Origin of the sequence: Kitasatospora sp. NPDC058492, from assembly GCF_042720685.1 — a bacterium.
In the GTDB taxonomy this organism is placed as follows: domain Bacteria; phylum Actinomycetota; class Actinomycetes; order Streptomycetales; family Streptomycetaceae; genus Kitasatospora.
The window spans coordinates 1-12,627 of record NZ_JBHXMU010000084.1; the positions used below are offsets into that span (position 1 = coordinate 1).

General features: G+C 73.7%; 10 protein-coding genes, 1 tRNA gene and 1 riboswitch. Of the genes, 8 read left to right on the forward strand and 3 right to left on the reverse strand.

Features of this window, described 5'->3' with window-relative positions; genetic code table 11:
* Positions 1-96: 96 nt before the first annotated feature.
* Positions 97-1,437 (reverse strand): UDP-N-acetylglucosamine 1-carboxyvinyltransferase, encoded by a 1,341-nt coding sequence (murA, locus tag ACFWPI_RS35520; RefSeq protein WP_063349179.1) that lies wholly within the window; start codon positions 1,435-1,437, stop codon positions 97-99.
* 299 nt (positions 1,438-1,736) lie between these two features.
* On the opposite strand from murA, the gene ACFWPI_RS35525 reads away from it, so the two are divergent.
* The 6 genes from ACFWPI_RS35525 to ACFWPI_RS35550 all read left to right on the forward strand — a co-directional run bounded on the left by ACFWPI_RS35525 (position 1,737) and on the right by ACFWPI_RS35550 (position 9,041).
* The gene (locus tag ACFWPI_RS35525; protein ID WP_063349180.1) at positions 1,737-2,321 is read left to right on the forward strand and encodes a YqgE/AlgH family protein; all 585 of its coding nucleotides are present in this window, start codon (positions 1,737-1,739) and stop codon (positions 2,319-2,321) included.
* 61 nt (positions 2,322-2,382) lie between these two features.
* A complete protein-coding gene (locus ACFWPI_RS35530; RefSeq protein WP_063349181.1) occupies positions 2,383-2,667 on the forward strand; it encodes a DUF3039 domain-containing protein in 285 nt (94 codons plus the stop codon).
* Positions 2,668-2,796: 129 nt separating this feature from the next.
* Entirely contained in the window at positions 2,797-4,407 is a 1,611-nt protein-coding gene (locus ACFWPI_RS35535; RefSeq protein ID WP_380378168.1) for a beta-N-acetylhexosaminidase, read from the forward strand.
* Between the two features lie 310 nt (positions 4,408-4,717).
* Positions 4,718-5,584, forward strand: a complete 867-nt coding sequence (locus tag ACFWPI_RS35540; protein WP_363370383.1) for an FAD binding domain-containing protein — start codon at positions 4,718-4,720, stop codon at positions 5,582-5,584.
* Positions 5,581-6,717: a 2Fe-2S iron-sulfur cluster-binding protein gene (locus ACFWPI_RS35545; RefSeq protein WP_380378166.1), complete on the forward strand. Its 1,137-nt coding sequence runs from the start codon at positions 5,581-5,583 to the stop codon at positions 6,715-6,717. The genes ACFWPI_RS35540 and ACFWPI_RS35545 overlap by 4 nt, the downstream gene beginning before the upstream one ends.
* On the forward strand, positions 6,714-9,041 hold the full coding sequence (locus ACFWPI_RS35550; protein WP_363370322.1) for a xanthine dehydrogenase family protein molybdopterin-binding subunit: 2,328 nt from the start codon (positions 6,714-6,716) through the stop codon (positions 9,039-9,041). Before ACFWPI_RS35545 ends, ACFWPI_RS35550 begins: the two co-directional genes overlap by 4 nt.
* 96 nt (positions 9,042-9,137) lie before the next feature.
* Here ACFWPI_RS35550 and ACFWPI_RS35555 read toward each other — a convergent pair.
* Positions 9,138-9,209, reverse strand: a tRNA-Cys gene (locus ACFWPI_RS35555).
* 85 nt (positions 9,210-9,294) lie between these two features.
* Positions 9,295-9,361: riboswitch (guanidine-III (ykkC-III) riboswitch) on the forward strand.
* A gap of 43 nt (positions 9,362-9,404) precedes the next feature.
* Here ACFWPI_RS35555 and ACFWPI_RS35560 point away from each other — a divergent pair.
* Together ACFWPI_RS35560 and ACFWPI_RS35565 are read left to right on the forward strand one after the other, a co-directional pair.
* Positions 9,405-9,719, forward strand: a complete 315-nt coding sequence (locus ACFWPI_RS35560; protein WP_063349183.1) for a multidrug efflux SMR transporter — start codon at positions 9,405-9,407, stop codon at positions 9,717-9,719.
* Between the two features lie 106 nt (positions 9,720-9,825).
* Positions 9,826-11,283, forward strand: coding sequence for an MFS transporter (locus tag ACFWPI_RS35565; RefSeq protein ID WP_380378164.1), 1,458 nt, complete (start codon positions 9,826-9,828; stop codon positions 11,281-11,283).
* 3 nt (positions 11,284-11,286) lie between these two features.
* On the opposite strand, the gene ACFWPI_RS35570 is transcribed toward ACFWPI_RS35565, so the two are convergent.
* The gene (locus tag ACFWPI_RS35570) at positions 11,287-12,567 is read right to left on the reverse strand and encodes a hypothetical protein (RefSeq protein WP_380378163.1); all 1,281 of its coding nucleotides are present in this window, start codon (positions 12,565-12,567) and stop codon (positions 11,287-11,289) included.
* Positions 12,568-12,627 lie beyond the last annotated feature (60 nt).

Below are 12,627 nucleotides of genomic sequence, written 5' to 3' on the forward strand. Positions count from 1 at the left end.
CGTCTGGGGAGCCCGGCCTCTCGTCGTAGGCCCGTAGGCCCGTAGGCCCGTAGGCCCGCAGGGCCGCAGGGCCCGTAGGCCTACGGGCCCTGCGGGTCAGGCGTCGACCAGCTGCTCGGACGGCAGCTCGACGTGGGCGCCCAGGTCGCGCAGCTTGTCCATGAAGTTCTCGTAGCCGCGGTTGATCAGGTCGATGCCGTGCACGGTCGAGGTGCCCTCGGCCGCCAGCGCCGCGATCAGGTACGAGAAGCCGCCGCGCAGGTCGGGGATGACCAGCTCGGCGCCCATCAGCTTGGACGGGCCGGAGACGACCGCCGAGTGCAGGAAGTTGCGCGCGCCGAAGCGGCACGGGGTGGCGCCCAGGCACTCGCGGTACAGCTGGATGTGCGCACCCATCTGGTTGAGCGCGCCGGTGAAGCCGAGCCGCGACTCGTACACCGTCTCGTGGACGATGGACAGGCCGGTGGCCTGGGTCAGGGCGACGACCAGCGGCTGCTGCCAGTCGGTCTGGAAGCCCGGGTGCACGTCGGTCTCCAGGGCGATCGCCTTGAGCTCGCCGCCCGGGTGCCAGAAGCGGATGCCCTCGTCCTCCACCTCGAAGGCGCCGCCGACCTTCCGGAAGGTGTTCAGGAAGGTCATCATCTCCAGCTGGCGGGCGCCGCGGACGTAGATGTCGCCCCTGGTGGCCAGCGCCGCGCAGGCCCAGGAAGCGGCCTCCAGGCGGTCCGGCAGCGCGCGGTGGGTGTAGCCGCCCAGCTCGTCGACGCCGGTGATCAGGATGGTCCGGTCGGTGCCCAGGGTGATGATCGCGCCCATCTTCTGCAGCACGCAGATCAGGTCGACGATCTCCGGCTCGATGGCCGCGTTGCGCAGCTCGGTGACGCCCTCGGCGAGGACGGCGGTGAGCAGCACCTGCTCGGTCGCGCCGACCGAGGGGTAGGGCAGCTCGATCTTGGTGCCGCGCAGGCGCTGCTGGGCGACCAGGTAGGTGCCCTGCGGGTGCTTCTCGATGGTGGCGCCGAACTGGCGCAGCACCTCGAAGTGGAAGTCGACCGGGCGGCCGCCGATGTCGCAGCCGCCCAGGCCCGGGATGAAGGCGTGGCCGAGGCGGTGCAGCAGCGGGCCGCAGAACAGGATCGGGATCCGCGAGGAGCCCGCGTGCGCGTCGATGTCGGCGACGTTCGCACTCTCCACGTGCGACGGGTCGAGGATCAGCTCGCCGTCCTCGTCGCCGGTCCGCACGGTGACCCCGTGCAGCTGGAGCAGGCCGCGGACCACCTTGACGTCGCGGATGTCCGGGACGTTGCGCAGTCTGCTGGGGCCCTGGCCGAGGAGGGCGGCGACCATGGCCTTGGGCACCAGGTTCTTCGCACCGCGGACGCGGATCTCGCCTTCGAGCGGGTTTCCGCCGTGGACCAGCAGGACGTCGTCGGTCATCGTTCTCGCAATCCGGGGTGCCAGAGGGGTGGGAAGGCTCCGGTAGAGAGCCGGTGGTGGACCGGTTGGTACGGGCGCGCTCGGGCCCCCGGCAAAACCGAGTCGGCACCGTAGAAGGGCGTCCACCATCCGTAGATGGTAGTGGGCGTGCCGATGGTTCCCGTGAGCCTCTCCCGTGATGGTCCTCTCTCCGGGCTCGCTCCCGCCCGCCGGAGGGGCCGTTCGGGTGTTTGTCCGGCGTGGCGGGGTTTCGATCGTCGAGGTGTCCGACCCCGGCCGTTCTGCGGGATCATGTGGGCATGACGGCGGCCCACTCGCACGCAGGACGGTCCCACACCGGCCGTCTGCTCGTCGCGACGCCCCTGCTCACCGACCCGAACTTCGCCCGGGCGGTGGTGCTGCTCCTCGACCACGACGTCGAGGGGGCGCTCGGTGTGGTCCTCAACCGGCCGACGCCGGTCGAGGTGGGCAGCGTCCTGGACGGCTGGGGGCGGCTGGTCGGGCAGCCCGCCGTGGTGTTCCAGGGCGGACCGGTGGCGCTGGACTCGGCGCTCGGCCTCGCCGTGGCGCCGGGGGAGCCGGGCACCGGCGAGCCGCTCGGCTGGCGGCGGGTGCACGGCGCGATCGGCCTGGTGGACCTGGAGGCGCCGCCCGAGGTGCTGGCCGGCGAGCTGGGCGCGCTGCGGATCTTCGCCGGGTACGCCGGCTGGTCGCCGGGCCAGCTGGAGACGGAGCTGGGGAGCGGCGCCTGGTACCTGGTGGACTGCGAGCCGGGGGACATCTCCAGCCCGGAACCGGAGCGGCTGTGGCGCTCGGTGCTGCGCCGCCAGCGCGGCCCGCTGGCGCTGCTCGCGACCTATCCGGACGACCCGACGCTGAACTGACGTACGGGCCGCCGTCGCGATACTGGCCGGGTTTCGCGGGGCGCCCATAGACTTGGCACCTATGAGCACTCTTGAGCCCGAGCGCGGCCTCGGCACCGGCACCCTGGTCGAGCCCGTCCCCCAGGTGTCCCACGGGGACGGCGACCACGAGCGCTTCGCGCACTACGTCCAGAAGGACAAGATCATGGAGAGCGCGCTCTCCGGCTCGCCCGTGGTGGCGCTCTGCGGCAAGGTCTGGGTGCCCGGGCGCGACCCGAAGAAGTACCCGGTCTGCCCGATGTGCAAGGAGATCTACGACGGCATCGGCAAGCCGCAGGGCGGCGACGACAACAACGGCGGCAAGTAGCACCGGCCGCCGCGGGCCGGTGCCCGGCGCCGTTGTGCACGGTGTGGTTGTGCACAGTGCCGTTTTGCATAGTGCCGAGTTTCCGAAGTGGTCTATGCCAGTCGTCCGGGGCGGGGGCAGGATGTCGGAATGGACCTCATTCCCGTGCCTTCGAGTGCCGTCCGCCGCCCGGACGAGGACTTCCCCCTCGACGACGCCACCACGCTGACCGCGCCGCCCGGGCTGGCCGACGCCGAGCGGTGGCTGCGCACCACGCTGTCCGCGGCCACCGGGCTGCCGCTCGGCCCGGGCCGGCCGGGCACGGGCATCGAACTGGTCCAGGACGACGCGCTGGCCGCCGAGGCGTACCGGATCACGGTGCGCCCCGGCCACGCCCTGATGGCCGCGGGCGGGCCGGCCGGTGCGCTGTGGGGCGCGCAGACCCTGCGGCAGCTGCTCGGCCCGGACGCCTTCCGCCGTTCCCCGCTGCGCGGCACCGGCTGGGTGCTGCCCGGCGCGGACATCGAGGACGCCCCCCGGTTCGGCTGGCGCGGCGCGCTGCTCGACGTCGCCCGGCACTTCCTGCCCAAGTCGGACGTGCTGCGCTTCGTCGACCTGCTGGCCGCGCACAAGCTCAACGTGCTGCACCTGCACCTGACCGACGACCAGGGCTGGCGGGTGGAGATCAAGCGCTACCCCGGCCTGACCGGGCGCGGCGCCTGGCGGGACCGCTCGATGGTCGGCTACCGGGCCGGCCAGCGCCGCGACGACCGCCCGCACGGCGGCTACTACACCCAGGACGACCTGCGCGAGATCGTCGCCTACGCGGCCGCGCGCGGGGTCACCGTCGTCCCGGAGGTCGACCTGCCCGGGCACACCCAGGCCGCCGTCGCGGCCTACCCCGAGCTGGGCAACACCGACGTGGTGGACACCGCGGCGCTCGGCGTCTGGACGGACTGGGGCGTCAGCCACAACGTGCTCAACGCTTCCGAGGACACGCTGCGCTTCTTCGAGGGCGTGCTGGAGGAGGTCCTGGAGCTCTTCCCGTCCGAGTTCATCCACCTCGGCGGCGACGAGTGCCCCAAGGAGCAGTGGAAGGACAGCGCGGCCGCCCAGGCGCGGATCCGCGAGCTCGGCCTGGCCAACGAGGACGAGCTGCAGAGCTTCGTGATCCGGCACTTCGACCGCTGGCTGGCCGAGCGCGGCCGCCGGCTGATCGGCTGGGACGAGATCCTGGAGGGCGGGCTCGCCCCGGGCGCCGCCGTCTCCTCCTGGCGCGGGTTCGGCGGCGGGATCGCCGCGGCCAAGGCCGGGCACGACGTGGTGATGTGCCCCGAGCAGCACGTCTACTTCGACCACCGGCAGGCCGACGGCCCGGACGAGCCGATCCCGGTCGGCTTCGTGCGCACGCTGGAGGACGTGTACCGCTTCGAGCCGGTGCCCGGGCAACTGGACGAGACGGCCGCCCGGCACGTGATCGGCACCCAGGCCAACCTGTGGAGCGAGTTCATGGACAGCGCCCGGGACATCGACTACCGGGCCTTTCCCCGGTTGGTGGCCTTCGCCGAGGTCGCCTGGTCCGACCTGCCCACCGATCCGGCCGAGCGCGACTACGCCGGCTTCGAGCACCGGCTGGAGGCGCACCTGAAGGTGCTGGACGCGCTCGGCGTGGAGTACCGCCCGGCGGACGGCCCGCACCCCTGGCAGCGCTGGCCCGGGGTGGCCGGCCGGCCGATCGAGGGCCCGCCGCCGGTGCGCTGAGCGCGACGGACTCGCCCTTGCGGGAACTTCTGAGTGGTCATCTGACGTCAAGAACAGATGAACATCTGCCCAGGTCCGGTTCGGGCCTGGGCAGATACCGCCCGGTATCCGTCCCAATCGGGCAGTCCCGTTCACCTGCCCCGAAATGATCATCGAGCATTGTGTGCCAGAGTTGCCCAACCCGGCCCGATCGCCCGTACCCTACGGGCCAGGCCGGGCTGCTGACGCGGACACCACGGCCGAAGGCCGCGGGCGGCAGCCGATCGATGAGCAAGTGGAGCACGGTGGGACCCAGGTGAACCGGACGATCATGCTGCCGGCCTCCCTCGACGAGGCCGTCGACGCGCTGGCCGCCACCCCGGCCGCGGTACCGGTGGCAGGCGCCACCGACCTGATGGAAGCCGTCAACGCCGGACGGCTACGCCCCGCCGCCCTGGTCGGCCTCGGCCGGATCACCGAACTGCGCGGCTGGCGCTACGAGGACGGCGGCACCGCCGTCCTCGGCGCCGGACTCACCCACGCCCGGATGGACCGCCCCGACTTCGCCGCGCTCATCCCCGCGCTCGCGGACGCCGCCCGCACCGCCGGCCCGCCGCAGGTCCGCAACGTCGGCACCCTCGGCGGCAACATCGTCACCGCCGCCCCGGCCGGCGACACCCTCCCGGTGCTCACCGCCCTGGAGGCCAGCGTCACCCTCGCCCGGGCCGGCGCCAGCCGCGAGGTGCCGGTCAGTCACCTGCTCACCGGCCTCGACCCGGTGCGCCCCGGCGAACTCCTCACCTGGGTGCGCGTCCCGCTGCTGCACGCCCCGCAGGTCTTCCTCAAGGCCACCGGCCGCAGCGGCCCGGCCCGCGCCACCGCCTCCGTCGCGCTGGTCCTCGACCCCGCCCGGCGCGCCGTGCGCTGCGCGGTCGGCGCCGTCGCGCCCGTGCCGCTGCGCCCGCTGGAGGCCGAGGCCTGGGTCGCCGGCTGCATCGACTGGGACGGCAGCCGGGAGATCGACCCGGCCGCGACCGCCGCCTTCGGCGAGTACGTGGCCGCCGCCTGCGTCCCCGACAGCTACGGCGCCGAAGGCGCCTGGGAGGCCGCGACCGAGGGGCCGAGCGCGGCCGCCGTTCGGCTGCGGCGTACCGTATCGGTGCTGGCCCGACGGGCACTGGGAAGGGCGCTGAAGTGACCACAGACCCCATCGAGACCCTCGACGCCGACCCGCTCGGCCTCACCCCGCAGGTCAGCCGCGAGCTGCGCCCGTGCGCCTCGTACACCTTGCGGGTCAACGGTTTCGAACGGCCCGTCACCGACGCCTGGATCGGCGAGAGCCTGCTCTACGTGCTGCGCGAGCGGCTCGGCCTGGCCGGCGCCAAGGACGGCTGCGAGCAGGGCGAGTGCGGGGCCTGCTCGGTGCAGGTGGACGGCCAGCTGGTGGCCGGCTGCCTGGTGCCCGCCGCGCTGGCCGCCGACAGCGAGATCAACACCGTCGAGGGCCTGTCGGCCGCCGGCGGCGCGAGCGACGTCCAGCAGGCGCTGGCCGAGTCCGGCGCGGTGCAGTGCGGCTACTGCACCCCCGGCATGGCGATGGCGGTGCACGACCTGCTCCAGCGCAACCACCGCCCGACCGAGGTCGAGGCCCGCCAGGCGCTCTGCGGCAACCTCTGCCGCTGCACCGGCTACCGCGGCGTGCTGGCCGCCGTCCAGAGCATCGCCGACGCGCGCGCCGAGGACGTCGAGGAGGCGGAGGAGACGGCCGCCGCGACCGCCGCCCAGGCCGCCTCACCGGACACGGACCAGCCCGCCGACCAGCCCGCCGGGGAAGCGGCCGCCGGACCGCAGCAGGCCGCCGAACCGCCGGTCTACGCCGACGCCGACGCCTGGATCGAGCACGTCCCGCAGCCGCCCGCCGAGCAGCCCCCGGCCGGCGCCGACCAGCCGTACGGCGACGGCCAGGGCGGCTACGACACCGGCGTGTACGACACCGCCGTCCTGACGCCGGTCCAGGGCATCCCCGCCCAGACCGCCGACGACCAGGTGTACTACCCGCCGCAGGGCTACCCCGAGCAGCCGTACCAGGGCACCCCCGCCCACGGCACCTACGTGCCCGGCGGCTACCCGCAGCAGAACGGCTACGACGCCGGGTACGACGCCCCGGTCTACGAACCCACCCCCGCGCACGGCACGCCGCTGCCCGGGGCCGCCTACGTCGCCACGCCCCCGCACGGCGCTCCGGCCGGTGGCACCGCCCCGGCCGGCGTCCCGTACGGCGCCACCCCCGCCCACGGCATCCGGCTCCCCGAGGACGACCACGCATCATGACGTCGCCTACCGACATCGGCGCAGCACTCCAGCAGGACGGCGGCGAGGGCGGCGCACCGGAGCCGTTCGGCCTGGGCAGCTCACCGCTGCGCAGCGACGCGCTGCCCAAGGCGCTCGGCATCTACCCGTACGCGGCCGACCTGTGGGCCGAGGGGCTGCTCTGGGGCGCGGTACTGCGCTCGCCGCACCCGCACGCCCGGATCAGGGGCATCGACACCGCGGCGGCGCTGGCGCTGCCCGGCGTGCACGCCGTGGTCACCGCCGCCGACCTGCCGCCCGGTCCGGACGGCGCCCCGGACGGCGCCCCGGCCGGGCCGATCGTCGCCGACCGGCCGGTGCTGGCCGCGGGCGTGGTGCGCCACCACGGCGAGCCGATCGCCGCGGTGGCCGCCGACCACCCGGACACCGCCCGGCTGGCGGTCGGTCTGATCGCGGTCGACTACGAGCCGCTGGAGGCCGTCACCGACCCCGAGCAGGCCTTCACCGCCCCGTCGCTGCACCCGGACGGCAACCTGTTCCGCCACCTGCCGCTGCGCACCGGGGATCCGGACGCGGCCGGCGAGATCATCATCGAGGGCCTCTACCAGGTCGGCCGTCAGGACCCGGCCCCGCTCGGCGCCGAGGCCGGGCTGGCCGTGCCGCGCCCGGACGGCGGCGTCGAACTGCACCTGTCCTCCACCGACCCGCACGGCGACCGCGACCGCACCGCCGCCTGCCTCGGTCTGGAGCCCGACCGGGTCCGGCTGGTGGTCACCGGCGTGCCCGGGGCCACCACCGACCGTGAGGACCTCTCCTTCCAGGTCACCCTGGCGCTGCTGGCGCTGCGCACCGGCCGCCCGGTGAAGATGACCCTCACCCGCGAGGAGTCCTTCCACACCCACCCCTCGCGCCACCCCGCGCTGCTGCGCTACCGCCACCACGCCGACGCCGAGGGCACCCTGGTGAAGGTCGAGGCGCAGATCCTGCTGGACGGCGGCGCGTACGCGGACGTCTCCGCCGAGGCGCTGGCCGCCGCCACCGCGTTCTCGGTCGGCCCGTACGTCTGCCCGAACGTCTTCGTGGACGCCTGGGCGGTGCGCACCAACAACCCGCCGGCCGGGCGGATGCGCGGCGAGGGCGCGTTGCAGGCCTGCTTCGCCTACGAGTCGCAGCTGGACCAGCTGGCCGCCCGGATCGGCGTGGACCCGGTGGAGATCCGCCGCCGCAACGCGATGGCCACCGGTGACCCGATGCCCACCGGACAGGCCGTCACCTGCCCGGCGCCGGTCGGCGCGCTGCTGGAGGCCGTCGCGGCCGAGCCGCTGCCGGCCCTGCCGGTGGACGACCCGGACGCCGAGTGGCTGCTGCCGGGCGGACCCGGTGGCGCCGGCGACCCGGCGGCGGTGCGGCGCGGGATCGGCTACGCCGTCGGCATGGTGCACATGCTCGGCGCCGAGGGCGAGGACGAGGTCTCCACCGCCACCGTGCGGGTCAGCGGCGACCACGCCACGGTGATCTGCGCGGCCGTCGACTCCGGACAGGGCTTCGCCACGCTGGCCCGGCAGATCGTGCAGACCGTGCTGGGCGTCAGCGAGGTGTACATCGCGCCGGCCGACAGCGACCAGTCCATCGCCGGTCCCTCCGCCCGCGGCCGGCACACCTGGGTCTCCGGCGGCGCCGTCGAGCGCGCCGCGCTGATGGTCCGCCACCAGCTGCTGCAGCCGATCGCCGCCAACTTCGGGATGTCGGTGGAACTGCTGCAGATCGCCGACGGCAAGATCACCTCGTACGACGGGGTGCTCGGCATGCCGGTCGCCGAGGCGCTGGAGGGCAAGGAGCTCTGGGCGACGGCCCAGTGCCGCCCGCACCCCACCGAGCCGCTGGACGAGTCCGGGCAGGGCGACGCCTTCGTGTCGATCGCGTTCTGCGCGATGCGCGCGGTGGTGGACGTGGACATCGAGCTGGGCGCCGTCCGGGTGGTCGAGATGACGGTCGCCCAGGACGTCGGCCGGGCGCTGAACCCGCGGCAGATCGAGGACCGGATCGAGGCGGGCGTGGCCCAGGGCGTCGGCCTGGCGCTGCTGGAGGACCTGCGCACCGAGGGCGGCGTGCTGCTGAACCCCTCGCTCACCGGCTACCGGCTGCCCACCGCGCTGGACACCCCGCAGGTGCGGATCGCCGCCCTGCTGGAGGAGCGGGACGTGGTCGCCACCTTCGGGGCCAAGGCGGTCAGCGCCGCCCCCGCGGTGGTCGCCCCGGCGGCCGTGGCCGCCGCCGTCCGGGCGGCCACCGGCCTGCCGGTCGGCCGGCTGCCGATCCGGCCGGAGGACGCGGTCGCGGTCTGACGGGCGGGGGCGGCGGTTTCGGCCGACCGCCCCGGAAATGGCGGAAAAAGGAATTGCCGGTCGACGGAATGTCGACCGGCAATTCCATTTCCGGCGAGGCCATGACGGGAATCGAACCCGTGTACACCGCTTTGCAGACGGTTCCCTAAGCCGCTCGGGCACACGGCCAGTGAATTCATAGTGGCGGAATGCGCGGGGGGCCGTCAACGGTGGAATGTAAATTCTGTATGGCGGCTTGTGCTACGGTCGGAACCAGGTGGTCGGTTGCCCGGCCGCCCCGGACGAGCGCGTCGTACCCGGTGACGACAAGACGGCGCAGTTCAGCGGCAATCCGGCCGCTGTGGACTGCGGAGGTAGGCCGTCATGGCATGGCTCGTTCTGATCATCTCGGGTGTCCTGGAGACCGTGTGGGCGGTGGCCCTGGAGTCGTCCAAGGGCTTTTCCCGGCTCACCCCCAGCCTCGTCTTCGGTGTGACCCTGCTGCTGAGCATGGGCGGGCTGGCGTACGCGATGCGCACCATTCCGATCGGCACCGGCTACGCGGTCTGGGTCGGCATCGGCGCGGTCGGCACCGCGCTCTACGGCATGGCCGTCCTGGGGGACGCGGTGACGGCGGCCCGGATCGGCTGCCTGCTGCTCATCGTCTCCGGCGTGGTCGGCCTGAAGGTGCTCCACTGACCGCCGGCTGAGCTTCCCCCTGACCCTGGTCCTAAGCCCTGCGGACTAGCTGATCACCGACTCGGGTCAGGGGTCATGAAGCCAGACGGCCCTTACGATGTTACGTATGACCACTGCCTCCCCCACCTCGGTCGACTCCGCCCCGATACCCTCCGAACCCGACCCCGGTGGCGGGGTCCTCAGTGGCCGCTACCGCGCTCTGACGCTGGGGATCGTGTCGGTGGTCCTGGTGATCGCCTTCGAGGCGACCGCCGTCAACACCGCGATGCCGACCGCGGCCCGCCAGCTGAACGGCATCGGGCTGTACGCCTTCGCCTTCTCCGGCTACTTCACCACCACGCTGTTCGCGCTGGTCGTCTCCGGGCAGTGGTGCGACCGGCGCGGGCCGTTGCAGCCGCTGTTCACCGGCATCGCGGTGTTCGGCGTGGGCCTGGTGGTGGCCGGGACGGCGCCGGGCATGTGGGTGTTCGTGGCCGGGCGGGCGGTCCAGGGCCTGGGCGGCGGGCTGGTGATCGTCGCGCTGTACGTGGTGGTCGGCCGGGCCTACCCGGAGCGGCTGCGACCGGCGGTGTTCGCGGCCTTCTCCTCGGCCTGGGTGCTGCCCTCGATCATCGGGCCGCTGGTCTCCGGCGCGATCACCCAGCACCTCGGCTGGCGCTGGGTGTTCCTGGCCGTGCCGGTGCTGATCCTGCTGCCGCTGGCCGTGATGGGCCCCGCGCTGACCCGCTCCGAGCGGGAGCACCCGGTGGCCAGGGGCGCGGAGTTCGACCGCCGGCGCACCCTGCTGGCCGCGATGGCGGCGCTCGGTGCCGGCCTGCTGCAGTACGCGGGCGGGCGGCACGACCTGATCGGGCTGCTCCCCGGGACCGTCGGGGCGGCGCTGCTGGTGCCGGCCGTCCTGGGGCTGTTGCCCGAGCGGACCCTGCGGGCCGGTCGGGGGCTGCCGGCGGTGATCCTGCTGCGCGGACTGGCGGCCGGGGCGTTCCTCGGGGCCGAGGCCTTCGTCCCGCTGATGATGACCACCGAGCGCGGCCTCTCGCCGACGATGTCGGGGCTCACCCTGACCAGCGGCGGGCTCACCTGGGCGCTGGGCTCCTGGCTGCAGGGGCGGCCGGGGGCCGAGCGCTACCGCGAGGCGATGATCCGGGGCGGGTTCGTGCTGACCGCAGTGGCGATCGCGGGCGCCGCGCTGGTGCTGGTCCCGGCGGTGCCGGCCTGGGTGGCGGCGGTGGCCTGGGGTATCGGCGGCATCGGGATGGGACTGACGGTCGCGAGCGTCAGCGTGCTGATGATGAAGCTCTCCGCGCCGGAGGACGCCGGGGTGAACTCGGCGGCCCTGCAGATGAGCGACGCGCTGGGCAACGTCCTGCTGACGGGCCTGGCGGGGGTGATGTTCGCGGTGCTGGGCGGCGGTTCGCTCGCCGCCGCCCACGAGGGTGCCGGGGCCGCCGGCTCGTCCGGTGCCGCCGGGTCGCCCTTGGCGTTCGCGGTGATCCTGCTGGCCATGGCCGGCGTGGCGCTGCTGGGGGCGCTGCTCTCCGGCCGGGTCCGGACCAGGTCCTGAGGGTCAGCCGGCGGCGGCGGGCACCGGCGGTGCCCCGGGGGTGCCGAGGAAGGCCTCCCAGCCGCCGGTCGGCGCCTGGCCCGGGGCGAGGCCCTGGAGCTTGCGCAGCACCGCCGGGTCCTGGGCGTCCAGCCAGTCCACCAGTTGGCGGAACGAGACCAGCCGGACCTCCGGCTTGTCCGCGATGGTCCGGAGCACGTCCTCGACGGCGTTCATGTAGATGCCGCCGTTCCACTCCTCGAAGTGGTTGCCGATGACGTAGGGCGCCCGGTTGCCGTTGTAGGTGCGGTCGAAGCCCAGCAGGTAGGAGTCGCGGGCCTGGGCCTGGAAGCCCGGGTAGAGCGCCGGGTCGGCCTTGGTGTTGGGGCCGCACTGGTTGTACATGATGTTGTAGTCCATCGACAGCACCTGGAAGGTGTGCCCGGGGAAGGGGATGGACTGCAGCGGGAGGTCCCAGAGCGCGCCGCCCTGGATCTTCTGCGGCCACACCTGGGTGCCGTTGCCGCTGCTGTCGTAGCGCCAGCCGCGCTTGACCGCGGTGGGCAGCAGGTTGCGCTGGCCCTCCAGGCAGGGGGTGCGGCTGCCGATCAGCTCCCTGTGGTAGTCGAAGGGCAGCGCCGGCAGGTCGGTGAAGCCGGTGTTGGTGCGCCAGTTCGTCACGAAGTCCATGGCCTGCTGGATCTCGCTGTCCCACTCCTCCGGGGACCACTTGCCGACGCCGGTGGAGCCGCAGAAGTGGCCGTTGAAGTGGGTGCCGATCTCGTGGCCCTCCAGCCAGGCCGCGTGCACGTTCTCCAGGGTGTCGTGGATGTGCTGGTCGGTGAGGTAGCCGATCTCGGAGGCGCCGACCTTGTGCTGCGGGGGGCGGTAGAGGTCCTTCTTGGACTCGGGCAGCAGGTAGAGGCCGCTGAGGAAGAAGGTCATCGAGGCGTTGTGCTCCTGCGCCAGCCGGCGGAAGCGGGCGAACAGGCCGTTGTCGAGTTCGCCGGCGCCGTCCCAGGAGAAGACCACGAACTGCGGCGGCCGTTCGCCGGCCTTGAGCCGCTCGGGGGTGGGCTGGTGGGGCTGGGCCCCGGTGTCGGAGGTGGAGCCGTCGCCGATCAGGACGGCCTGCGGCTCGGCGGTGTCCGTGGGGCCGGCACTCTGGTCGACGGCCGCGCCGGTGGGGGGGACGGCCGAGCCGATCATCGGCTTGTCGGCGCTGTTGCTTCCACAGCCGGTCGCCAGGGTGGCGGCGGAGGCCGCACCGGCGGCCAGCAGGGTGCGGCGGGAGAGAGCGGCCATGGTCACTCCGTTCATGAGGCGTTCGGCAGGCGTACAGGCGTGCGGAAATCCGGTCGGACA

Coding starts and splice junctions, on each gene's coding strand:
- murA (WP_063349179.1), bottom strand. CDS start 1,437: ATGACCGACGACGTCCTGCTGGTCCACGGCGGAAACCCGCTCGAAGGC.
- ACFWPI_RS35525 (WP_063349180.1), top strand. CDS start 1,737: ATGACGGCGGCCCACTCGCACGCAGGACGGTCCCACACCGGCCGTCTG.
- ACFWPI_RS35530 (WP_063349181.1), top strand. CDS start 2,383: ATGAGCACTCTTGAGCCCGAGCGCGGCCTCGGCACCGGCACCCTGGTC.
- ACFWPI_RS35535 (WP_380378168.1), top strand. CDS start 2,797: ATGGACCTCATTCCCGTGCCTTCGAGTGCCGTCCGCCGCCCGGACGAG.
- ACFWPI_RS35540 (WP_363370383.1), top strand. CDS start 4,718: ATGCTGCCGGCCTCCCTCGACGAGGCCGTCGACGCGCTGGCCGCCACC.
- ACFWPI_RS35550 (WP_363370322.1), top strand. CDS start 6,714: ATGACGTCGCCTACCGACATCGGCGCAGCACTCCAGCAGGACGGCGGC.
- ACFWPI_RS35560 (WP_063349183.1), top strand. CDS start 9,405: ATGGCATGGCTCGTTCTGATCATCTCGGGTGTCCTGGAGACCGTGTGG.
- ACFWPI_RS35565 (WP_380378164.1), top strand. CDS start 9,826: ATGACCACTGCCTCCCCCACCTCGGTCGACTCCGCCCCGATACCCTCC.
- ACFWPI_RS35570 (WP_380378163.1), bottom strand. CDS start 12,567: ATGGCCGCTCTCTCCCGCCGCACCCTGCTGGCCGCCGGTGCGGCCTCC.